Here is a 23,878-nt window from a genome sequence, read left to right on the forward strand (position 1 = left end):
ATCGCTGCCGTCAACGATGTCTTGCCATGGTCAACGTGACCAATCGTGCCGATGTTGACGTGCGGCTTGTTACGTTCAAACTTGCTCTTAGCCATCTGAGCTCTCCGTTATATGTTCGCCTGCTCAGGCTTAACTCAACTGTCACGCGCAACCGTTAGCGGTTACGCAAACTTCTTCTGAATTTCCTGCGCGACTGCTGCCGGCACAGGTTCGTAGTGGTCAAACTGCATGGTGTACTGTGCACGACCCTGGCTCATCGAGCGCAGATTGCTCACATAACCAAACATGTTGGCCAGTGGCACATTTGCGTTGACGACAGTCGCGATACCACGCGCTTCCGTACCCGAAATCTGACCACGACGTGAATTCAGATCACCAATTACGTCACCGACGTAATCCTCAGGCGTAACAACTTCGACCTTCATGATCGGCTCGAGCAGCTGGGCACCAGCCTTCTGCGCACCTTCGCGGAATGCAGCACGAGCTGCGATTTCGAAGGCGAGAACCGAGGAGTCAACGTCGTGGTAAGCACCGTCGATCAGCGTAGCTTTTACGCCGAGCATCGGGAAGCCTGCGAGCGGACCCGCACCCATGACGCTTTCGATACCCTTTTGAACGCCCGGAATGTATTCCTTAGGAATGGAACCGCCGACGATCTTCGATTCAAAGATGAACTCATCGCCATCATGTGGCTCGAAGATCACCTTGATACGAGCGAACTGGCCCGAACCACCCGACTGCTTCTTGTGGGTATAGTCAATTTCTGCCTTGCGTGTAATCGATTCACGATAGGCAACCTGTGGCTGACCAACATTCGCCTCGACCTTGAACTCGCGACGCATACGGTCAACGAGAATGTCGAGATGAAGTTCGCCCATGCCGGCGATGATTGTCTGGCCGGATTCTTCATCCGACTTGACGCGGAATGAAGGATCTTCAGCAGCAAGACGATTAAGCGCGAGACCCATCTTTTCCTGGTCGGCCTTGGTCTTAGGCTCGATCGAGATTTCGATGACCGGCTCAGGGAAGATCATGCGTTCAAGAATAACCGGCTTCAGAGGATCGCAGAGCGTATCACCTGTCGTCGTTTCCTTGAGGCCTGCCAGAGCTACGATGTCGCCGGCAAACGCTTCTTCGATGTCTTCACGCGAATTGGAATGCATCTGCAGCATACGGCCGATACGTTCGCGCTTTTCCTTAACTGTATTGTCGAGCGAAATGCCCTTGGTCAGCTTGCCGGAATAAATACGGCAGAATGTCAGCGAACCAACGAACGGATCGTTCATGATCTTGAATGCAAGCATCGACAAAGGCTCTTCGTCGGAAGACTTGCGAACTGTTTCTGCGTCGGTCTTAGGATCGATACCCTTGATCGAAGGAACATCAACAGGCGAAGGCAGGAACTCAACGACACCATCAAGAAGTGGCTGTACGCCCTTGTTCTTGAAAGCCGAACCGCAGAATACCGGATGGAAGTCAACGCGGCACGTACCGATGCGGATCAACTTACGGAGCGTATCGTTGTCAGGCATGTTGCCCTCGAGATAGGCTTCAGTCGCTGCTTCGTCGACTTCGACAGCAGTTTCGATCAGCTTCTCACGATATTCTTCTGCACGTTCTTTAAGATCGGCAGGAATTTCGACGACATCCCATTCAGCGCCCAGCTGCTCATCGCGCCAGACAAGAGCCTTCATTTCGATCAGATCGACGACGCCCTTGAATTCTGTCTCAGCGCCGATTGGCAGCTGCATGACGAGAGCTGTCGCACCAAGACGCGACTTGACCATTTCAACGCAGCGATAGAAATCGGCGCCGGTCTTGTCCATCTTGTTGACGAAGATCATGCGCGGAACATGATACTTCTCAGCCTGACGCCAAACAGTTTCCGTCTGCGGCTCTACACCGGCGTTCGCATCGAGCAGTGCAATCGCACCATCGAGAACACGCAGTGAGCGCTCTACTTCAATCGTGAAGTCGACGTGGCCTGGCGTATCGATGATGTTGAAGCGACGCTTCTTGCCATCACGGCCTGTCCAGTATGTCGTGGTTGCAGCGGAAGTGATCGTGATACCACGCTCCTGCTCCTGCTCCATCCAGTCCATGGTTGCGGCGCCATCATGAACTTCACCGATTTTGTGTGACTTGCCGGTGTAATAAAGAATACGCTCGGTAGTCGTGGTCTTGCCGGCGTCGATGTGCGCCATGATACCGAAGTTACGGTAGTCTTCGATTTTATATTCGCGGGCCATGATCTGGTGCCTCTAAGAATAGGGTTTCGACGATTACCAGCGGTAATGCGAGAATGCGCGGTTGGCTTCTGCCATGCGATGCGTGTCTTCACGCTTCTTCACAGCCGAGCCACGGTTGTTCGCAGCATCCAGGAGTTCGCCGGAAAGACGATCAACCATCGTGGTCTCATTGCGACCGCGAGCTGCATTGATCAGCCAACGGATTGCAAGAGCCTGACGACGCTCTGGACGAACATCAACCGGTACCTGGTAAGTAGCACCACCAACACGGCGCGAACGCACTTCAACATGCGGCGCAACGTTGTCGAGGGCCTGATGGAACAGGGCAACCGGCTCCTGCTTGCTCTTGGCTTCAACCGACTCGAGCGCACCGTAAACGATACGTTCAGCGATCGACTTCTTGCCATGATGCATAACTGCATTCATGAACTTGGTCAGAACGAGATCACCGAACTTTGGATCCGGGTTGATCTCACGCTTTTCTGCACTATGGCGTCTGGACATATTCTCTGTCTCTTATCTGCATCGGGTTGACCTACCTGGTGGCCAAAGTCCCGGAAAATCTTACTTCGGACGCTTCGCACCGTACTTCGAACGGCGCTGCTTACGGTTCTTGACGCCCTGCGTATCGAGAACACCACGGATGATGTGGTAACGAACGCCCGGCAAATCCTTTACACGACCGCCGCGGATCATCACGACAGAGTGTTCCTGAAGGTTGTGACCTTCACCCGGAATGTATCCGATAACTTCGAAGCCATTCGTCAAACGCACTTTGGCAACCTTACGAAGAGCCGAGTTCGGCTTCTTTGGGGTTGTCGTATAGACGCGAGTGCAAACACCGCGCTTCTGTGGGTTTTCCTGCAGAGCAGGAACTTTATTGCGCTTTACCGGCGCAGTGCGCGGCTTGCGGATCAACTGGTTTACGGTAGGCATTCAACCTTCCCTCTTTGTAATGCGTATCAAAGCGCACGCGCTTCGGCACAAATCTCGTATCTTCGCCCGTCAGGGCCGTTTCAGCGCCATGCTCATGCACGAATTCGGGCAACTAAACCACCGCAAGGGTGGTTGCCCGAATAAAAGCAGAGGAAGCCTTATAAGCTTCATGCGAACGGCAAATGGCATTTCGATCGTAAAACGAACCCTGTTTGAGATGAACTTCAGAGCGTGTCGCTCCGAAACAGCCAATCTCACATCGGCTCAGATGTGGTGCTGATACTTTGTCCCCCGCTCTACGTCAAGCCTGAACTCCAAATTTTATTAAGGTTTGGGGTGTTTGGGGGCACTTTGGGGCCTGATCGTAAGATTGTTTCGCCTAAGGAACGCGAATTCAAGCAATCTTTCGCATCGTGCACAGGGATTTATGGCTTTCCCAAGACGGGCGGCGTCGTTTTGGTTAATCTGACGGCTTGAAACACCTAGATTCGGGAATCAGTACCATGTCCACACCCACAACCGACTCAAAACCGGTCCACCTCATTGTTGCCGACGTTTGGAAGAACAAGGATGACGAGCCACGACAGGTTCATGTGCTCCTGATGAACGACGATACCGACGGACTGGTTCAGACTGCCCTGCAGATATTGGCCAATGAAGGCTATGAAGAGGCTGAGTTGCTGGAAATCGGTACGCTGACGACCGAGCCCGAGGAAGAGCCACACCTCTCCGCCTGGAAGACCGCCCTCACCGGTCAGGTTGCCCTCATTGAATTCAATGAATAGTCGGTTGCTGCGGAATCAATCCTGATCCTGTGCCGAGCTTGACGGATCAACAGGATCGTTGGCATCTTTGATCATGCGCATACTCCTTGTCGAAGACAACAACACCTTGGCGAACTGGCTGGCCAAAAGCCTTCGGCAATCTCAGTATACAGTCGATGTCGTTTATGACGGCACGGATGCCGAGCATGCGCTTGCGGTAACGGCGTATAATCTGGTTATTCTTGACCTCGGCCTTCCCGACAAGGGCGGGCTTGAGGTGCTGCGCCATCTGCGCCGCCACGGCAATGAAGTCCCGGTTATCGTTCTGACAGCCAACGCCAGTCTCGATGGCCGCGTTACCGGACTGGACGCGGGAGCAGACGACTATCTGGCCAAGCCATTCGAACTCTCCGAGCTGGAAGCCCGCATCCGCGCCCATCTGCGCCGCGCCAGCCAGAAGACAGCACCTGTCATTACCTGCGGCGCACTGAGCTTCGATACAAATACCCGGCTGTTTTCCGTCGACGGCGAGCCGCTGGCGCTGGCCCCCAAGGAGCATGCCGTGCTGGAGCAGCTTTTGCACAAGATCGGCAAGACAGTGAACAAGACGGCACTGTCCCAAAGTATCTATAGTTTTGATAGCGAGACCGATGAAAACGCCATCGAAATCTACATCCATCGCCTGCGCAAGAAACTTGAGGGCAGCAAGGCGGAAATCGTCACCTTGCGCGGCCTTGGCTATCTCCTGCGCGACGGAGTGTAAGCGTTGGTGAGCCAGGAACGCAGATGCGGTTGATCTCCCGCCTTCCAGGAAGCCTCAGGGTCCAGCTCGTGTCCTGGATCGTCATTCCGTTGATCATCATTGCCGCCATCAACCTATGGGTGAGCTGGAATACATCCGAGAAAATGGCCGATCTTGTCACGGACCGGATGCTGACGGCATCCGCCCGTGCCATCGGTGAAGCAACCGCTGCATCCGGCAATACGCTCGATGCCATTATTCCACCTGTTGCCATTGAGATGTTTTCTACGGGCGACGGCGACCATGTTTATTACAGCGTTGCCACGTCAGACCGTCAGCTCCTGACCGGATATCCCGATCTGCCGGTTCCGCCTGCCTTGACTGATTTTGATCCTGTCTACTTCAACGGCAGTTACCGCGACCAGCCCGTTCGCCTCGTGGCGCTGCGCCATCCCGTTGCCGCCGCACCCGCCTCATCCCAATCGGTTGACGTGATCGTCGGTGTCACGCTGGCGGGACATACCAGTATTGTTCGCGATCTCTGGTTGCACAGTGTCAGCCAGCAACTGGTCCTGATTGCGTTTGCAGCCGCGCTCTCGCTTCTCGGATTGCGCTACGGACTGCGGCCTCTCATGAAGCTGCGCGATGACGTCCAGCGCCGCGACCGTGACCTTGAACCATTTGATCCGGCAGTCGTCCAGACGGAATTGCAACCGCTTGTCGCGGCTCTTAACCAATATATGGACCGCGTGCGCAAACAGATGGCGGCACAGCGCCGCTTTATTCAAAATGCCGCTCATCAGTTGCGCACACCCATTGCCACATTGACGACCCAGGCGAGCTTTGCACTCCGCACACAGGATGGGAGCGAAAGAGCCGAGGTTCTGGGAAGCATCAAGACAAGCGCCATGCTGCTCGCACGTCTCGCAGCGCAGTTGCTGACGCTTTCCCGCGCCGAGCCCGGCAGCAGGCGGCCGCGGGCCGACCGGGTTGATCTTGTGCAGGCGGGACAGCTGGTTCTGGAAAGTCTGGCGGGCAAGGCGTTTGATCGCCGGATTGATCTGGGGTTTGAAGCGACCGCCGAAGCTGCCATTGTTACCGGAGACGGCACGATGCTGCGGGAAATGATCGTCAATCTCGTTGACAACGCCCTCACCTACACGCCCGAAGGCGGATCGGTCACGCTGGGGATCGCCCGCGACAGCGATACGATCCGTCTGACTGTCGAGGACAGCGGCCCCGGCATTCCGGAGCATGAACGCGACCACGTGTTTGAACGGTTTTATCGGATAGCGGGTGTACAGGCGGACGGCAGTGGGCTTGGTCTTGCCATTGTCCGGGAAGTTACCGACGGCGCGGGAGGCACCGTAGCCTTGTCGGAAGTCGCAAGCGGCGGGCTGCTGGTCACCGTTAATTTGCCCGCCGCGACGACTGTCTGATATCAGCCTGCCTGATCGGACAAGGCCTGCGGGCGCCACCTCACCAGATGGTTTTCAACAAGCGTGATCGCATACTCAACGACCAGGGCAAGCACGGCGAGAATAACCATCGCCGCAAACACGCCGTTGGCATTGAATGCCCCCTGCGCGGTGGAGATCATCAGCCCGACACCCTTTTTCGCACCGAGAAACTCACCCACCACAGCGCCGACCAGGGCAAAGCCGAAGCTGACATGCAGGCTGGCGAGAATCCAGCTCATGGCAGACGGGAGAATGACGGTACGGGTGATCTGCGTGCGCGAAGCACCAAGGATCTGGGCATTGGCGATCAGCGCCCGGTCGGCTTCACGTACACCCTGAAAGGCATTGGCAAACACGACGAAAAACACCATTACCACGGCCAGAGCCACCTTGGATGCCATGCCAAGACCGAGGGCAATGATGAAAATCGACCCGAGCACGACACGCGGAACCGAATTGGCGATCTTGATATAGATGCTGAACACGTCGGCCAGAAACTTGTTGCGCCCCAGAATGATACCGCAAATAATACCGCCGATGGCACCGATGAGAAAGCCGAGAACGGTTTCTTCCAGCGTCACAATAATCTGTTCGGAAAGCGGGCCCTGCGACGTGCCTTCAGTGATCCAGACCCAGATCTGATCGGCAATGCCGGATGGGCTGGCGAAGAAGAATGGATCAATAACATTGGCCCGCGTGCCAAACTCCCAACCGCCAAGTACGACGAGAAGAATAGCCAGCCGAACAAGGATCACGGTTGCATAGCGTCTGCGGGCCTTGGCCTTGAAGACGGCTTCGGTCTTGGCAATGGCTGCAGCACTGGCGGCGGATGTCCCTGAAGGGATCGAGATTTCGTTGGTTGTCATGTCAATCTCCTTACTGTCCGCTCTGAAGCGCGCGCTGCTGACCGATCTGCACTTCCTCGCGCAGGTCATTCCAGATCACCTTGGCAATCTCGACAAATTTTTCGTCATAGCGAATGTCTTCCATCACCCGCGGGCGGGGAATGTCGATGTGATAGACGCTCTTCACCGTGGCGGGACCAGCCGTCAGCACATAGACCTTGTCGGCAAGCGCAATGGCCTCCTCCAGATCGTGGGTGACAAAAATCACTGAAGCGCCCGATTGCTGCCAGAGGTCCAGAAGTTCGCCCTGCATCAGCGTCCGCGTCTGCACGTCGAGCGCACTGAACGGCTCATCCATGAGGAGAATCTTTGGCTCGTTGATGAACGTCTGCGCCAGTGCAACGCGCTTGCGCATGCCGCCGGAGAGCTGGTGCGGGTAGTGCTTTTCAAAGCGTGCCAGACCAACCCGGGCAATCCACGATCGAGCCTTTTCGTAGGCTTCTTCCTTGCCCATACCACGATAACGCGGTCCAGCGCTGACATTGTCGATGACGTTGCGCCAGGGAAACAGGGCATCTGCCTGAAACACGAAGCCAATATCGGGGCTGATGCCGTCGATCGGCTGCCCCATCAGACGCACTTCACCGGCACTGGGACGGGCAAGTCCGGTTACCAGATTGAGGGTCGTCGACTTTCCGCAACCGGTAGGACCGACCACGCAGGCAAATTCCCCCTGAGCGACCGTCATGGAAAAATCGCGCAAGGCGGTCATCATTTTGCCGTCAGGTGTCACGAACCGGCGGGTTGCATTGTCGAGCACAATGGCGGGTACATCGGACCTGTCTTGTGCCTTGGATGGTTCCATAAGCATGGGCTTCCTCATGAACATGCGCCATCCGTGCCGGGAAGCATCGCTTCCGGCTGCAAAGGCGAATAATTGAAAGAAAAACGCTGCAGGAACGCTCCACGCAGCGCGTTTCTACGGATTATTATTTGGCTGCGTCGAGCGTTGTATTGGCCTTGTCGACAAACTCCGTCGTATAGGTCTTGGCCAGGTCGATCTCTTTGCCCTTCACCGTCTTGGAAAAGGACGAGAGAACCTGCAGCACAGTGGTTGGTCCGTCCTTGGGCATCCGCCCATCGGGCGTATACTGCGCCTTGCCCTCGGCAAGTCCCTTCACATAAAGGTCCTTGTCGCCGACATAATAGTCTTTCGGCATTTTATCAGCGATCTCTTCCGCGCTGTGGGACGCTATGAAACGCATGGTCTTGACCATGGCATTGGTCAGCTTTTGCGCATCTTCCTTGTGTGTTTCGAGCCAGGCGGTCTGCACATAGAAAGAGGCCGCCGGATAGAGCCCGCCCAATGCGGCAACGGTCTTCTCAGGCGTGCGCATATCGACCAGAATTTTGGCGTCGCCGGTTTTCAGCGTCGTTGCGATGGTCGGTTCCGTTGTCATTCCCGCTTGAATGGCATCCTGCTTGATGGCGGCGATAAACGTGTTCCCCGCACCGACAGGCAAAAGCGTATAATCGCCCTGCTTCAAGCCATTGCGGATGGCCAGATACTGCGTGAGGAAATCCGTTGACGAACCAAGTCCGGTCACACCCAGCGTGTGCCCCTTGAAGTCGGCAGGCGTTTTCAACGCATCGGCATACTTGGAAGAGACGAGTTCAACCTCACCCGGCGCCTGACTGAACTGCACGATGGACTGGATAAATTTGCCCTTCGACTGAAGATCGATGGTGTGATCGTAGAAACCCACGACGCCCTGCGCACTCCCCGCGAGAAGTTCGTTCTCCGCATCGACGCCGGCGCGGCTGTTGATCAGCTCAACGTCCAGCCCTTCATCCTTGAAATAGCCGAGCCGCTCGGTAAGCGTGGCCGGCAGATAAATCTGCTTCTCCATGCCGCCGACGATAATGGTAAGTTTTTCCGCCTGCGCGGACGAAGCAAAAGCAACAGTTGCAGCGATGGCGCCAGCAAACACGGCAGCGCTCAGCGAACGGCGATAAACAGCCAAAGAATACTTCATTGAATCTCCTCCTGGCGCGATTGTTTCCCTCGCACCCTCCTCCAGAAAAGGCGCTTGCGCCTTACCGATTCCTCAATCGGAGCTGCTTGGTACTATATCCAAGCTTTCAACCAGCTTTCACCCGCTTCGCTTATTTGTGATCGGCACTTGAATGACAGCCGTCCGCATCCGCGAAATAAAAAAGGCCGCCCGAAGGCGGCCTTTTCAAAGTGTTTGCGAGCAACCAGCTTACTCGGCCGGGGTGCCTGTCATGTCGGTCAACATGGCGTCGGCCTTGGCAGCACCGGCTCCGCTTTCCTTGCGGCGCTCGTCGATGATCAGCTCGTCGCGGGCACCGGCAATGCGGCGGATCTGCTTGACCGTGCCACCCGTACCAGCCGGGATCAAACGACCAACGATCACGTTTTCCTTCAGACCCTGCAGAGCATCCATCTTGCCGGCAACAGCAGCTTCCGTGAGGACGCGTGTTGTTTCCTGGAAGGACGCAGCCGAGATGAAGGATGGCGTCTGCAGCGAGGCCTTGGTGATACCCAGCAGAACCGGAGTACCATAGCCTGGCTTCTTGCCATCTTCCTCAAGACGTTCGTTGATCTCGTCCAGCTCGATCCGGTCGACGTGGTCACCGGCGATAAAGCCAGTGTCACCGGATTCGGTGATTTCGACCTTCTGAAGCATCTGACGAACAATCACTTCGATGTGCTTGTCGTTGATCAGAACGCCCTGCAGACGATAGACTTCCTGGATTTCATTGACGAGATACGAAGCGAGTGCTTCCACGCCCTTGATGGCCAGAATGTCGTGCGGTGCCGGATTGCCGTCGAGGATGTAATCGCCCTTTTCGATCGCATCGCCATCCTGAAGATGGAAAGGCTTACCCTTGGGGATCAGATACTCAACAGGCTCGAGCGTCTCGTCGTTCGGTTCGATGACGATGCGGCGCTTGTTCTTGTAGTCGCGGCCAAAACGAACCGTACCATCGATTTCGGCGATGATCGCATGGTCCTTCGGACGACGTGCTTCGAACAGTTCCGCAACGCGCGGCAGACCACCGGTGATGTCCTTGGTCTTGGCGCTTTCCATCGGAATACGGGCAAGAACGTCACCCGCCTTCACGTGCGAGCCGGGCTCAACCGAAAGGATCGATTCAACCGACAGCTGGAAGCGTGCATCGCCGCCCTTTGCCAGTTTCAGAACCTTGCCGGCCTTGTCCTTGACAACGATGCAAGGCTTCAGGTCCGAACCACGCGGTGTTGAACGCCAGTCGATAACCACGCGCTTCGTGATACCGGTGGATTCGTCCGTCGTTTCCGAAACAGAGAGACCGTCGACCATGTCTTCGAATTCGACATGACCTTCGACTTCCGTCATGACCGGGCGGGTATAAGGATCCCACTCGGCAACGCGCTGACCGCGCTTAACCGTATCGCCGTCATCGACATAGATGCGCGAACCGTAGGTGACGCGGTGTGTCGCACGTTCCTTGCCTGTCGCATCAAGAATGACGACAGCCATGTTACGACCCATGACGACCAGATGGCCATCGGAGTTGCGAACCACATTGCGGTTACGGATCTGCACCGTGCCTTCATAGCTGGCCTCGAGGAACGACTGATCCACAACCTGCGCCGTACCACCAAGGTGGAACGTACGCATCGTCAGCTGCGTGCCCGGCTCACCAATCGACTGAGCGGCGATAACGCCGACAGCTTCACCCTGGTTGACCGGAGTACCACGGGCCAGATCGCGGCCGTAGCACTTGGCGCAGATGCCGCCACGGGTCTCACAGGTGAGAGCCGAACGGATGCGGATAGACTGGACGCCTGCCTTTTCAATGGCATCAATATCGAACTCGTCGATGATGTTGCCACCGGTAACCAGAACGTCACCTGTCAACGGATGCAGGATGTCTTCCAGTGCCGTACGGCCGAGAACACGCTGGCCAATGGTCGCAACGACCTGACCGGCATCAACGATCGGCTGCATGGTGAGGCCCGTTGTCGTGCCGCAATCCACCGAAATGACAATGCAATCCTGCGCAACGTCGACGAGACGACGTGTCAGGTAACCCGAGTTGGCCGTCTTCAAGGCAGTATCGGCAAGACCCTTGCGGGCACCGTGGGTCGAGTTGAAGTACTCGTTCACGGTCAGGCCTTCCTTGAAGTTCGAAATGATCGGCGTTTCGATGATTTCGCCCGAAGGCTTGGCCATCAATCCGCGCATACCGCCCAGCTGACGCATCTGGTTCGGCGAACCACGAGCACCCGAGTGCGACATCATATAGATCGAGTTCATCTGCTTCTGGCGACCAGTGACAGGATCGAACTCGACAGCCTTAATGCGGGCCATCATTTCGTCGGCGACCTTTTCGGTGCACTTGCCCCAGGCGTCAACGACCTTGTTGTACTTTTCGCCCTGAGTGATCAGGCCGTCATTGTACTGCTGCTCATATTCGGTCGCCAAGGCAACGGTTTCAGCAACCAGCTTTTCCTTGGTTTCCGGAATGATCATGTCGTCCTTGCCGAAGGAAATACCGGCACGGCAAGCGTGGCTGAAGCCGAGCTGCATGATACGATCGCAGAAAATGACCGTCTCTTTCTGCCCGCAATGGCGATAAACCGTGTCGATCATCTTGGAGATGTTCTTCTTGGTCATTTCCTGGTTGCAGATGTCGAAAGGCACGTTGTGGTGCTTCGGCAGCAGTTCACCGATGATCATGCGGCCAGGCGTCGTGTCGAAAATCTTCGACGTCGGCTTGCCGTCCGCATCAATGCTCTTGAAGCGGCCCTTGATCTTGGTGTGCAGGGTTACAGCACCGCTGCCAATGGCATGATGCAATTCGCCGATATCAGCAAAGGCCATGCCTTCGCCCGGCTCTTTCGCCGCAACGATCGACAGATAGTACAGGCCCAGAACCATGTCCTGTGACGGAACGATAACCGGCAGACCGTTTGCAGGGTGCAGGATGTTGTTCGTCGACATCATCAGAACGCGGGCTTCAAGCTGCGCTTCCAGAGAAAGCGGAACGTGAACAGCCATCTGGTCGCCGTCAAAATCCGCGTTGAAAGCGGTACAGACGAGCGGATGCAGCTGGATTGCCTTGCCTTCGATCAGGATGGGTTCGAATGCCTGGATGCCAAGACGGTGCAGCGTCGGCGCACGGTTCAGCAGAACCGGATGCTCGCGGATGACTTCGTCAAGGATATCCCAGACTTCAGGCTTTTCCTTTTCAACCAGCTTCTTCGCCTGCTTGACGGTCGAGGAGTAACCCTTGGCATCGAGACGGGCGTAGATGAACGGCTTGAACAGTTCGAGCGCCATCTTCTTTGGCAGACCGCACTGGTGAAGCTTCAGTTCTGGACCGGTCACGATAACCGAACGGCCGGAATAGTCGACGCGCTTGCCGAGCAGATTCTGACGGAAGCGGCCCTGCTTGCCCTTGAGCATATCGGACAGCGACTTCAGCGGACGCTTGTTGGCACCGGTGATGACGCGGCCGCGACGGCCGTTGTCGAACAGCGCATCAACCGACTCCTGAAGCATGCGCTTCTCGTTGCGGATGATGATGCCGGGTGCACGCAGCTCGATGAGGCGCTTCAGACGGTTGTTACGGTTGATCACACGGCGATAAAGATCGTTGAGATCGGACGTCGCAAAACGGCCGCCATCCAGCGGAACAAGGGGACGCAGGTCCGGCGGAATGACTGGAACGATCTTCATGATCATCCATTCCGGACGGTTACCCGATTCCAGGAAGTTTTCGACGATCTTCAGACGCTTCATCAGCTTCTTCTGCTTCAGGTCCGAAGTCGTTGTCGCCAGCTCTTCACGCAGATCGCCGGCAATCTTCTCCAGATCCATGGAAGCCAGAAGCTCATGGATAGCTTCCGCGCCGATCAGTGCCGTGAAGGAATCTTCACCAAACTCATCGACAGCGATCATGTATTCTTCTTCTGAAAGCAGCTGATGCTCTTTCAGGGATGTCAGGCCAGGCTCGGTCACGATGTAGTTCTCGAAATAGAGAACGCGCTCGATACCCTTGAGGGTCATGTCGAGCAATGTGCCGATACGGCTTGGCAGAGACTTCAGGAACCAGATGTGTGCAACCGGAGCTGCGAGTTCGATATGGCCCATGCGCTCACGGCGAACGCGCGACAACGTCACTTCGACGCCGCACTTTTCGCAGATGATGCCCTTGTATTTCATGCGCTTGTACTTGCCGCACAAGCATTCATAGTCCTTGATCGGCCCGAAGATCCGAGCACAGAAGAGACCATCCCGCTCAGGCTTGAATGTGCGGTAGTTGATCGTCTCCGGCTTCTTGATCTCACCGTATGACCAGGACAGAATCTTCTCAGGGCTGGCAATCGAAATCCGGATGGAATCGAATGCCTGTACAGGCACCTGAGGATTGAAAAGATTCATGACCTCTTGGTTCATGCCGTTTCTCCATGGGGCAAAAAAGTGCCCTCTACTTGCGATGGATAGCCGCCGCCGCGGGTCCATCTGGATCAAATGCCGCTTCCTCAGCGGCCCGAAAAACTGGTTGGGTGCGCAGCCAAGCCACGCACCCCACCCTTTTTTTACTCTGCAGCGTCAGGCAATGCCTGCTGCTGTTCCTGGCTACGCGTATCGTCCAGCTCGACATTGAGACCGAGCGAACGCATTTCCTTGACGAGAACGTTGAAGCTCTCAGGAATACCAGCCTCAAACGTATCGTCACCACGGACGATCGCTTCATAGACCTTGGTACGGCCGGCAACGTCATCGGACTTGACCGTAAGCATTTCCTGCAGCGTGTAAGCCGCACCGTATGCTTCCAGTGCCCAGACTTCCATTTCACCGAAGCGCTGACCGCCGAACTGGGCCTTACCACCCAGAGGCTGCTGCGTAACGAGCGAGTATGGTCCGATCGAACGGGCGTGGATCTTGTCGTCAACCAGGTGGTGCAGCTTCAGCATGTAGATGTAGCCGACAGTCACCTGACGATCGAAAGTCTCACCCGTACGTCCGTCATAGAGCGTCGACTGACCAGATGCCTTGAGACCCGCCTGCTCCAGCATCACATTGATGTCTGGCTCATGCGCACCGTCAAACACCGGCGTTGCAATCGACACGCCGCGCTTCATCTGCTCACCAAGACGAACGATACTCTCGTCGTCATAGTTGCGGACTGGCTCGTTCCGGTCGTTGTCGGGGATGATCGACTCGATCGTCGCCCGGAGCGGCTGGATATCGCCCTGACCACTTGCAGCATACTGTGCCTTGTAGGCTTCGATCAGATCACCGATCTTCTTGCCCATTCCGGCGCAGGCCCAGCCCAGATGCGTTTCAAGAATCTGGCCAACGTTCATGCGGCTTGGCACGCCAAGCGGATTGAGCACGATGTCGACATGCGTTCCGTCTTCGAGGAACGGCATATCTTCAACGGCAGCAATACGCGAGACAACACCCTTGTTGCCGTGACGGCCGGCCATCTTGTCGCCTGGCTGGATCTTGCGCTTCACAGCGACAAAGACCTTGACCATCTTCATGACGCCCGGAGGCATCTCGTCGCCGCGCTGTACCTTCTCGACCTTGTCCATGAAGCGCTGTTCAAGCAGCTTCTTGGAGTCGTCGTACTGGTTGCGCAGAGCTTCGATTTCGCCCTGAAGCTTCTCGTCCTCGACGGCAAACTGCCACCACTGCGAACGCGGGTGTTCACCCATGACGTCCTGCGTGACAACTGTGCCCTTCTTGAACGACTTCGGTCCGGCAACAGCAGGCTTACCAGTCAGAACGTCGGCCAGACGGCCATAGACGTTACGGTCAAGAATGGCCTGTTCGTCGTCACGGTCCTTGGCCAAACGCTCGATTTCCTCGCGTTCGATAGCCATGGCACGTTCGTCCTTCTCAACGCCGTGGCGATTGAAAACGCGAACTTCCACAACCGTACCGTAAGTCCCGGGCGGCATGCGCATCGAGGTATCACGGACATCGGAAGCCTTTTCACCGAAGATGGCGCGCAGAAGCTTCTCTTCCGGCGTCATCGGGCTTTCGCCCTTCGGCGTGATCTTGCCGACAAGAATGTCGCCTGGCTGAACTTCCGCACCGATGTAAACGATACCGGCTTCGTCCAGGTTCTTCAGTGCTTCTTCCGAAACGTTCGGAATGTCGCGTGTGATTTCTTCCGGTCCAAGCTTCGTATCACGGGCCATGACTTCGAACTCCTCGATGTGGATCGAGGTGAAGACGTCATCCGAAACGATCTTTTCAGAAAGCAGGATGGAATCTTCGTAGTTGTAGCCGTTCCATGGCATGAACGCGACAAGCACGTTGCGGCCGAGTGCCAGATCGCCCAGATCCGTCGAAGGACCGTCGGCAATGATGTCACCCTTTTCGATCTTGTCGCCAACACGAACCAGCGGACGCTGATTGATGCAGGTGTTCTGGTTCGAACGCTGGAACTTCATCAGGCGGTAGATATCAACGCCCGATTTGCCCGGCACGAGATCTTCCGTTGCGCGGATAACGATACGTGTCGCATCGACCTGATCGACCACACCGGTACGACGGGCACCAATGGCGGCACCTGAGTCACGGGCAACGATCGGCTCCATGCCGGTACCAACGAACGGCGCTTCGGCACGAACCAGAGGAACGGCCTGACGCTGCATGTTCGAGCCCATCAGAGCGCGGTTGGCGTCGTCGTTTTCCAGGAACGGAATGAGCGCTGCGGCAACCGATACGAGCTGCTTCGGCGAAACGTCCATCAGATCCACGTTTTCACGTGGCGCCATCAGAACTTCACCCGCATGACGGCAAACAACGAATTCGTCCGTGAAGGCACCGGAAGCGTCGAGTTCCACATTGGCCTGCGCCACGTGATACTTGGCTTCTTCCATAGCCGAGAGATAGACGACGTCGTCCGTTACCTTGCCATCGACGATCCGGCGATACGGGCTTTCGATGAAGCCGTACTTGTTGACCCGGGCAAAGGTTGCGAGCGAGTTGATCAGACCGATATTCGGACCTTCCGGCGTTTCAATCGGGCAGATACGACCATAGTGGGTCGGATGCACGTCGCGGACTTCGAAGCCGGCACGCTCGCGGGTCAGACCACCGGGTCCAAGTGCCGAAAGACGGCGCTTGTGGGTGATTTCCGAAAGCGGGTTGGTCTGATCCATGAACTGCGACAGCTGCGAGGAACCGAAGAATTCGCGAACGGCAGCGGCTGCGGGCTTCGCATTGATCAGGTCCTGCGGCATCACAGTGTCGATTTCGATGGACGACATGCGTTCCTTGATGGCGCGCTCCATGCGGAGCAGACCAACACGGTACTGGTTTTCCATCAATTCGCCGACCGAACGTACACGGCGGTTGCCGAGATTGTCGATGTCGTCGATTTCACCGCGACCATCGCGCAGATCAACCAGCATCTTGACCACGGCAAGGATATCTTCCTTGCGCAGGATGCGAACGGTATCTTCCGCGTTGAGGTCGAGACGCATGTTCATCTTCACGCGGCCAACGGCCGAGAGATCATAACGCTCGCTATCGAAGAACAGCGACTTGAACATGGCTTCCGCCGAGTCGATTGTCGGCGGCTCACCCGGACGCATGACACGGTAAATGTCGAACAATGCGTCCTGACGGCTCTCGTTCTTGTCAACAGCAAGCGTGTTGCGGATATACGGTCCGATATTGACATGGTCGATATCGAGAACGTTGATCTCGGCCACACCTGTGTCGAGCAGAACCTTGAGGGTCTTCTCGTCCAGTTCATCACCGGCTTCGAGATAAACTTCACCGTTCTCCATGTTGACGATGTCTTCGGCAAGATACATGCCGAACAGGTCGTCTTCCGTCGCCTTGATGAACTTCAGGCCCTTTTCAGCAAGCTGCTTGGCAGCACGTGCTGTCAGCTTCTTGCCGGACTCGAGAATGACTTCACCGGTGTCGGCATCGATAACGTCGGTTGTCGCCTTGAAACCGCGGAAACGATCCACAGAGAAAGGAATGCGCCACGTATCACCATCACGGCTGAACATTAGCGAATTGTAGAACGTCGACAGGATTTCTTCGCTGTCCATGCCCAGCGCCATCAGCAGCGATGTCGCAGGAATTTTGCGGCGGCGATCGATACGCGCATAGACCACGTCCTTGGCATCGAACTCGATGTCAAGCCATGAACCGCGATAAGGAATGACGCGTGCAGCAAACAACAGCTTGCCGGACGAATGAGTCTTGCCCTTGTCGTGATCGAAGAAAACGCCTGGCGAACGGTGCATCTGCGAAACGATAACGCGCTCGGTGCCATTGACAATGAACGTGCCGTTGTCAGTCATGAGCGGCATGTCGCCCATGTAAACGTCCTGTTCCTTGATGTCCTTGATGGACTTCGCGCCTGTATCTTCGTCAATATCGAACACGATCAGACGCAGCGTGACTTTCAGCGGTGCAGCATAGGTCAGATCGCGCTGACGGCATTCGTCAACGTCGAATTTTGGAGCTTCAAATTCATACTTGACGAATTCAAGCATGGAAGCGCCGGAGAAATCCTGGATCGGGAACACAGACTTGAATACAGCCTGCAGACCTTCATCAAGACGCCCGCCTTTCGGCTCCTCAACCATAAGGAACTGATCGTAGGAAGCCTTCTGAACCTCGATAAGGTTCGGCATCTCTGCGACTTCAGGGATCTTACCGAAAAACTTGCGTACGCGCCTACGACCGTTAAAAGTATGGGTCTGAGCCATCGTCGCTCCTCGTCTTTGCGCCAGCGGAAACTGGCATGTTTCTTAAAACCGCTTTTGCGGCCCCGTGAACGGGACAAAACCCGTTTCCTGAAAGCATCGGAATTGCCGTCAGGAAAAGGGTTCAGTACCGGGTTGCCCCGAAGGGCAGATTAGCGGACAGGGCTCATCGCCCTGCCCGCCAAAAATGCAAGACTTACTTGAGTTCAACCTTGGCGCCAGCTGCTTCGAGCTGTGCCTTGATCTTGTCAGCTTCGTCCTTGGTAGCGGCTTCCTTGACTGCCTTAGGAGCAGCTTCAACGAGGTCCTTGGCTTCCTTGAGGCCGAGACCGGTGATAGCACGCACTTCCTTGATCACGTTGATCTTGTTAGCGCCGGCTTCGGTCAGAACGACGTCGAATTCAGTCTTTTCTTCAACGGCTGCAGCAGCAGCACCGCCGCCAGCGGCAGCAGCAGCAGCAACAGGAGCAGCAGCAGAAACGCCCCACTTCTCTTCCAGAAGCTTCGAGAGTTCAGCAGCTTCCAGAACTGTCAGGTTGGACAGGTCGTCTACGATCTTTGCAAGATCAGTCATTTTGGTATTCCTTTACAAGGTTCGATATATTGACAGCGAGAACGGCCTTATGCCGCTTCGTCCTTCCGGGCATAGGCGCCAAAAACGCGGGCAAGCTGACCTGCCGGTGCGTTTACGATCTGAGCGATGCGCGTTGCTGGTGTCTGGATCATACCAACCAGCTTTGCACGCAACTCGTCGAGCGATGGGAGTACGGCAAGAGCCTTTACACCATCTGCATTGAGAGTTGTTGCTCCCATCGAGCCACCGAGGATGACGAGCTTGTCGTTACCCTTGGCAAATTCGACGGCGATCTTTGGTGCCGTAATCGGATCATTCGAATAGGCAACAAGTGTCTGACCTGTGAACAGGTCAGAGATGCCTTCCGATTCCGTGCCCTGAAGAGCGATCTTGGCAAGGCGGTTCTTCGCGACTTTAACGGTGCCACCAGCATCACGCATCTTGGAGCGAAGATCGCTCAGCTGCGCAACGGTGAGACCGGTATAGTGGGCCACGACAACTGAACCAGAGTCAGTAAAGACCCCATTCAGCCACGCGACGAATTCGCGCTTTTCCGCTTTTTCCACTGTCTCTCTCCATTTGGCAGAAACGCACGATTGCGTCCCTGCCGGGTTGCCTTCACTGCAAGGCCCAAATCCGAAAACCTGAACCCGACAGCACTTGAGGATCCTGTCCCCCCTGCTTCGCCGGAAATCCGGCTGCAAGCGAAAGGCAACTACGGTTCGAACCTTGTCTCGATGGATCTTTCCATCCTAACAAAGCTGTTCCACGTCTCATGCAGGCTCATGACAATTAAGGACGAGCCACCTGCAATCTCGGACAGGATAACCGGATTTTCATCCGGTTATCCAGGCCCCGAAAGGCCTGGAATTCTTTAAAACTCAGACTGTTAAGTCCGAGACTTCACATCGATTGTTACGCAGGGCGTACAGTCGATGGATCAACCTTGACGCCAACGCCCATCGTCGAAGAAATCGCGACGCGCTTGACATATTCACCCTTGGCGCCGGCTGGCTTTGCCTTGGTGACAGCATCGGTGAATGCCTTGATGTTCTCTTCCAGCGCCTTGACATCAAACGATGCCTTGCCAACGCCAGCATGAACAATACCGGCCTTCTCGACGCGGAACTCAACGGCACCGCCCTTGGAAGCCTTGACTGCAGCAGTAACATCGGTTGTTACCGTGCCGACTTTCGGGTTTGGCATCATGCCGCGCGGGCCGAGTACCTTGCCGAGACGGCCGACGAGCGGCATCATGTCCGGAGTGGCAATGCAGCGATCGAAATCGATCTTGCCGCCATTGACGATCTCGAACAGATCTTCCGCACCAACGATGTCAGCACCGGCCTTCTTGGCTTCTTCAGCCTTGTCGCCGCGAGCAAAAACAGCAACGCGAACCGTACGGCCTGTGCCATTTGGCAGATTGACAACGCCGCGAACCATCTGGTCTGCATGGCGAGGATCAACACCGAGGTTCATTGAAACTTCAATCGTTTCGTCGAACTTGGCAATGGCACGTTCCTTGACCATGGCAACAGCCGAAGTCAGGTCATACAGCTTCTCGCGATCAACGCCTTCACGAACCTTGGCTACACGCTTTGATACTTTTGCCATCGTCTCAGCCCACCACTTCCAGGCCCATAGAACGGGCAGAACCTTCGACCATGCGCATAGCAGCTTCAATGTCCGCTGCGTTCAGGTCTTTCATCTTTGCTTGAGCGATTTCACGGACCTTGTCGCGCGAGATCTTGCCAGCAACTACCTTGCCTGGCTCTTTCGAACCGGACTTCAGGTTTGCAGCCTTCTTGAGGAAGTAAGACACCGGCGGCGTCTTCATCACAAAAGTGAAGGACTTGTCCTGATAGTATGTGATCACGACCGGAATGGGCGAACCCTTTTCCAGTTCCTGCGTAGCCGCATTGAAGGCCTTGCAGAATTCCATGATGTTGATGCCACGCTGACCAAGTGCCGGTCCGATGGGAGGGGACGGTGTTGCCGATCCTGCCGAAACCTGCAGCTTGAGCTGGCCTGCAATTTTCTTAGCCATAACTTCTCTGCCTTATCATTATGCCGGAAAACCGGCGGTTGCAGTTCGGTGGTACGGATTGAAGACCCGGCTAAAGGTCACCTCACCTCCCACCATTCGCCACTGACGTGACAGGCCGCCTGTAAGACGGCCGAATGATCAGATCTTTTCGACCTGACCAAATTCCAGATCGACCGGCGTAGCGCGGCCGAAAATCGAAACTTCCACCTTGAGGCGCGAACGCTCTTCGTCGACTTCCTGAACAATACCGTTGAACGAAGCAAACGGACCGTCGGCAACACGAACACTTTCACCAATCTCGAACGAGATCGAAGCTTTCGGACGCTCAACACCCTCCTGAACCTGCGTCAGGATCCGCTCGGCTTCCTTGTCGGAAATCGCGACCGGCTTGTTGTCAGAACCAAGGAAGCCCGTAACCTTTGGCGTATTCTTGATCAGATGATAGGCATCATCCGTCAAATCGGCGCGCACAAGGACATAACCCGGGAAGAACTTGCGCTCGGCATCAACCTTGCGGCCGCGGCGCACTTCAACCACCTTCTCTGTCGGCACGAGAATCCGCTCAAAAAGATGCGACAGACCCTTCTGCCTCGCCTTTTCTTCGATCGACTCGGCGACCTTCTTTTCAAAGTTCGAATAGGCGTGAACAATATACCAGCGCGCGGTCATTCAAATTTCCTTGTCAGCCTGCGTTAACGACCAAGACCGAGAACGAGATCAATCCCGAAGGCCATCAACTGATCAGCTGCGAAAAAGAAAATCGCAGCAAAAAACGCCATTACCATCACCATAGCGGTGGAAATAAGCGTCTCGCGACGAGAAGGCCAGGTGACCTTCGCCGTTTCCGCGCGCACTTGCTGAAAAAAACTTATCGGATTCGTCTTGGATGCCATTTACCGCTCGTGCGTGTCATTTTGCTGTAAACTCAATGTGTTGCAATCATCACAACACGTTCTGTTCACACCATTGCGGCCCGTAAAGCTGATCGTTCAGCTCCACGCACCGCGTGTCTGTTGATGTTACATAGAACCGATTCCGGTAAAACACAAGTCCCCGGGTTCGTTTCTTTCCAAACATCTGTCAGCACACCATCCAATCGTGTGCGGGCAGACTATGCGTTGGCAGGGGAGACAGGATTCGAACCTGCGACCTACGGTTTTGGAGACCGCCGCTCTACCAACTGAGCTACTCCCCTACAGTCCGGGGCGTACATTCCACAAAGCGTAGCGCTTTTCAAGCCCCTATTCCAGAAGCGCGCCGCTTTATGGCAAATTCGACAGGAGCCAGCTGAATTTAACCGTATCCGCGCTTTCCGCAACGGCAGAAACAGCCGCCATTGGTCAGACCTCGGGTTCGACTGACATCAGAGCCGCACGATTCACCGGCCTGAAATCCCGATTATAGGCTCCTCCGACATAAGATCACGAGAATCATCTGGAGCGACATGGATCTAATTCCGGCCGGTCGGTGTTTTGCATTATGCGGTCAGTCGCGATTCGAAAGATCAGTCTATTCGGGAAACCACTTTCGTGGGGAGCGGCTTGAGTTCGACGCAGTTGGCAGGTTTGGAGTCCTGCGTACAGATACGGGTGGCCGCGAGATCGCTGACATCTCCCGTCCCTGTAACGAGCTTGTACTGCGTCAGTTCATCTTGCGTGAGAACCGAGATGTCCTTGGCGGGAACGGCCAGCATCCGATCAACAATGGTGGGATCAACGCCCATTTCGGTAAAATAGGCGAGCAGTTTCTTGCGATACCCCTTGCTGAGATCTGTCCGCTCATAGGAGCCAGCGGGCTTGCGACCAATGATCTTGGTATCCAGCACTTTCTTCTTCCCGTTCACCATACGGTAGCGCGTCTGGTAGGTAATGCGCGTTTGCGTATAGACCTGCGTAATCTGATGCACGCCGATAAGTGCCCAGGGACCAACGAAGCGCTTCTCGCCCGCGGCAAGAATATAGGGACAGGCGGACAGACAATAGGCTCCGGCCGGATAGGGAAATCCGGCATAAGCACCATCTGCGTAGCGGTCCGGCTTGCACTTTTGGTCGGGATTGCATCCATCAAAGCGTGTTTTGCCAATAGCAACATCGAGGCCGCGTTTACGGATGACGCGCCCGACTTCCATTGCCGCATCCACATTCCCGCCATTCGACTCCATGATTATCGGCAGGCGCCGCTTGCCCATAACTTTGAGAATCTTTCGCAGTTTTGCCGGTGTGTCGCCCAGTATGGTGCCGGAAGCCGAAATCCACTCGGGGCAACCCGGCTCACAGGTTGGGACAGCCATGCGCACAACGGCAAACCGCATCGATTGCACAGCCGGCTCCTTCACCGGTTTCTTTGCCGCCAGAACCGGCCTGTTCAGCGACAACGAAAGAAAGAGTGCTATGAGAATACAGGCGAATGCACCTGAAAGAACGTTAGATCCGGCCAAACGATAACCAAACATGTCAATCCTGATAAATACCAATTGCCCGCAGCCGGATCGCGGCGGTATCTTCGGAGCCGGTGAGCTCCATTATCATCAGGATAGACCAAGGGGGTGAGAGGGTAAACAGAAAGCACTTGCCCCTTTCGCCGCAGGCCGTCCACAATGTTTGCAAATAAATTTGAACAGGCGCGTCATAGATACGTCATGCTCGCGTCATGCATTTCAGTCATCACATTTTCGTGAATTAAACTGCCCCTTCGCGCCACTGGCCCCGCAATCCGCTGGTCGGCACCGGAATGGGCGAAAAGAGTTCAAAAATGGACGCACTTCAAACAATCAAGATCAAATCCTCATTCTCGAGGCCCCTGCAGCACATCGCCATGTCCGCCATGCTGTCATTCTATTCCATTGGTGTCGTGATCTACGAATTGCTCGACAGCGAGCCCGAAAACCTGATCGAATACATTGCCTGTGTCGGTTCCGTGGTCTTCCCGCTCCTGACATTTCGGCTGATCTGGCGCCTGCTGAGAACCCGTGATGCCATCACCATCTCGCCCGAAGGTCTGTGTGACAAGCGACTGGCTGCCGAAACCATCCCCTGGAAGAACATCAATGATGTCGCATCGTTGAATGACAATCGCGAGCAGACAATCGTACTCGGAATTGATCCGCATCAGATTGACCAATTGAGTCGGGGTATCAAGACAAGGATTGTTCGCTCGTCTCTCTTTCGAATGCCGAAAGGCATTTATATCGACGGGCGTGTTCTGACGATAGATTTTGATCGGCTGCTGGAAATTGTGACCGCCTATCACAGGATCTACGGCAAACCGAAAGCCATCTAAAACAGCAAACAATTGAATTACAGACAAACAAAAAGGCGGCCATTACGGCCGCCTTTTTTAATTCCCGAACTGTCGTGCGACAGTCTTATTCAATGATCGAAGCGACGATGCCAGCACCAACGGTGCGGCCACCTTCACGGATAGCGAAGCGGAGCTTCTCTTCCATTGCGATCGGGACGATCAGCGTCACATCAACCGAGATGTTGTCGCCGGG

General features: G+C 55.5%; 20 protein-coding genes, 1 tRNA gene and 1 pseudogene. 4 read left to right on the forward strand and 18 right to left on the reverse strand.

Annotated elements, in window-relative coordinates; genetic code table 11:
* The 4 genes from FHW16_RS28290 to rpsL form a co-directional block, all read right to left on the reverse strand.
* Positions 1 to 95: GTP-binding protein (locus FHW16_RS28290; protein WP_018010120.1), on the reverse strand; the 95-nt coding region annotated here is incomplete at its 3' end.
* Between the two features lie 66 nt (positions 96 to 161).
* Positions 162 to 2,249 (reverse strand): elongation factor G, encoded by a 2,088-nt coding sequence (fusA, locus tag FHW16_RS28295; RefSeq protein ID WP_182552801.1) that lies wholly within the window; start codon positions 2,247 to 2,249, stop codon positions 162 to 164.
* Between the two features lie 33 nt (positions 2,250 to 2,282).
* Positions 2,283 to 2,753, reverse strand: a complete 471-nt coding sequence (rpsG, locus tag FHW16_RS28300) for a 30S ribosomal protein S7 (RefSeq protein ID WP_008121762.1) — start codon at positions 2,751 to 2,753, stop codon at positions 2,283 to 2,285.
* Between the two features lie 60 nt (positions 2,754 to 2,813).
* Entirely contained in the window at positions 2,814 to 3,185 is a 372-nt protein-coding gene (gene rpsL / locus FHW16_RS28305; RefSeq protein WP_008121760.1) for a 30S ribosomal protein S12, read from the reverse strand.
* A gap of 503 nt (positions 3,186 to 3,688) precedes the next feature.
* On the opposite strand from rpsL, the gene FHW16_RS28310 reads away from it, so the two are divergent.
* The 3 genes from FHW16_RS28310 to FHW16_RS28320 all read left to right on the forward strand — a co-directional run bounded on the left by FHW16_RS28310 (position 3,689) and on the right by FHW16_RS28320 (position 6,130).
* Positions 3,689 to 3,970: a hypothetical protein gene (locus FHW16_RS28310; protein WP_182552802.1), complete on the forward strand. Its 282-nt coding sequence runs from the start codon at positions 3,689 to 3,691 to the stop codon at positions 3,968 to 3,970.
* A 73-nt stretch (positions 3,971 to 4,043) separates the two neighbouring features.
* Complete coding sequence (locus FHW16_RS28315) at positions 4,044 to 4,712, forward strand: response regulator (protein ID WP_182552803.1); 669 nt, start codon at positions 4,044 to 4,046, stop codon at positions 4,710 to 4,712.
* A 23-nt stretch (positions 4,713 to 4,735) separates the two neighbouring features.
* Positions 4,736 to 6,130, forward strand: coding sequence for a sensor histidine kinase (locus FHW16_RS28320; protein WP_182552804.1), 1,395 nt, complete (start codon positions 4,736 to 4,738; stop codon positions 6,128 to 6,130).
* Positions 6,131 to 6,132: 2 nt separating this feature from the next.
* On the opposite strand, the gene FHW16_RS28325 is transcribed toward FHW16_RS28320, so the two are convergent.
* From FHW16_RS28325 to FHW16_RS28385, 13 genes are all read right to left on the reverse strand, one after another.
* Entirely contained in the window at positions 6,133 to 7,017 is an 885-nt protein-coding gene (locus tag FHW16_RS28325) for an ABC transporter permease (RefSeq protein WP_182552805.1), read from the reverse strand.
* A gap of 10 nt (positions 7,018 to 7,027) precedes the next feature.
* Positions 7,028 to 7,861 carry an ABC transporter ATP-binding protein gene (locus FHW16_RS28330; protein WP_432652097.1) on the reverse strand — a complete coding sequence of 278 codons (834 nt, stop codon included), beginning with the start codon at positions 7,859 to 7,861 and terminating at the stop codon, positions 7,028 to 7,030.
* Between the two features lie 124 nt (positions 7,862 to 7,985).
* A complete protein-coding gene (locus FHW16_RS28335) occupies positions 7,986 to 9,032 on the reverse strand; it encodes an ABC transporter substrate-binding protein (protein ID WP_182552807.1) in 1,047 nt (348 codons plus the stop codon).
* A 228-nt stretch (positions 9,033 to 9,260) separates the two neighbouring features.
* Entirely contained in the window at positions 9,261 to 13,469 is a 4,209-nt protein-coding gene (rpoC, locus tag FHW16_RS28340; protein ID WP_182552808.1) for a DNA-directed RNA polymerase subunit beta', read from the reverse strand.
* Positions 13,470 to 13,612: 143 nt separating this feature from the next.
* Positions 13,613 to 17,767, reverse strand: coding sequence for a DNA-directed RNA polymerase subunit beta (gene rpoB / locus FHW16_RS28345; protein WP_182552809.1), 4,155 nt, complete (start codon positions 17,765 to 17,767; stop codon positions 13,613 to 13,615).
* Positions 17,768 to 17,960: 193 nt separating this feature from the next.
* Complete coding sequence (gene rplL, locus FHW16_RS28350) at positions 17,961 to 18,338, reverse strand: 50S ribosomal protein L7/L12 (RefSeq protein WP_182552810.1); 378 nt, start codon at positions 18,336 to 18,338, stop codon at positions 17,961 to 17,963.
* A gap of 47 nt (positions 18,339 to 18,385) precedes the next feature.
* Positions 18,386 to 18,904 (reverse strand): 50S ribosomal protein L10, encoded by a 519-nt coding sequence (gene rplJ, locus FHW16_RS28355; protein WP_182552811.1) that lies wholly within the window; start codon positions 18,902 to 18,904, stop codon positions 18,386 to 18,388.
* Positions 18,905 to 19,253: 349 nt separating this feature from the next.
* Positions 19,254 to 19,952: a 50S ribosomal protein L1 gene (rplA, locus tag FHW16_RS28360; protein WP_182552812.1), complete on the reverse strand. Its 699-nt coding sequence runs from the start codon at positions 19,950 to 19,952 to the stop codon at positions 19,254 to 19,256.
* A 4-nt stretch (positions 19,953 to 19,956) separates the two neighbouring features.
* Positions 19,957 to 20,385: a 50S ribosomal protein L11 gene (rplK, locus tag FHW16_RS28365; RefSeq protein WP_182552813.1), complete on the reverse strand. Its 429-nt coding sequence runs from the start codon at positions 20,383 to 20,385 to the stop codon at positions 19,957 to 19,959.
* Between the two features lie 138 nt (positions 20,386 to 20,523).
* Positions 20,524 to 21,054, reverse strand: coding sequence for a transcription termination/antitermination protein NusG (nusG, locus tag FHW16_RS28370; RefSeq protein WP_105732672.1), 531 nt, complete (start codon positions 21,052 to 21,054; stop codon positions 20,524 to 20,526).
* A gap of 23 nt (positions 21,055 to 21,077) precedes the next feature.
* Complete coding sequence (secE, locus tag FHW16_RS28375; RefSeq protein WP_091886799.1) at positions 21,078 to 21,278, reverse strand: preprotein translocase subunit SecE; 201 nt, start codon at positions 21,276 to 21,278, stop codon at positions 21,078 to 21,080.
* Positions 21,279 to 21,504: 226 nt separating this feature from the next.
* Positions 21,505 to 21,580: transfer RNA gene (locus FHW16_RS28380), tRNA-Trp, on the reverse strand.
* A 309-nt stretch (positions 21,581 to 21,889) separates the two neighbouring features.
* Positions 21,890 to 22,837 carry a hypothetical protein gene (locus FHW16_RS28385; protein WP_182552814.1) on the reverse strand — a complete coding sequence of 316 codons (948 nt, stop codon included), beginning with the start codon at positions 22,835 to 22,837 and terminating at the stop codon, positions 21,890 to 21,892.
* 299 nt (positions 22,838 to 23,136) lie between these two features.
* Here FHW16_RS28385 and FHW16_RS28390 point away from each other — a divergent pair, with 299 nt between their 5' ends.
* The gene (locus tag FHW16_RS28390; RefSeq protein WP_182552815.1) at positions 23,137 to 23,664 is read left to right on the forward strand and encodes an STM3941 family protein; all 528 of its coding nucleotides are present in this window, start codon (positions 23,137 to 23,139) and stop codon (positions 23,662 to 23,664) included.
* Between the two features lie 85 nt (positions 23,665 to 23,749).
* Here the strand turns inward: FHW16_RS28390 and tuf are convergent.
* Positions 23,750 to 23,878 (reverse strand): annotated as a pseudogene (gene tuf, locus FHW16_RS28395) (elongation factor Tu); the annotation flags it as partial.

The organism is Phyllobacterium myrsinacearum (genome assembly GCF_014138285.1).
In the GTDB taxonomy this organism is placed as follows: domain Bacteria; phylum Pseudomonadota; class Alphaproteobacteria; order Rhizobiales; family Rhizobiaceae; genus Phyllobacterium; species Phyllobacterium myrsinacearum_A.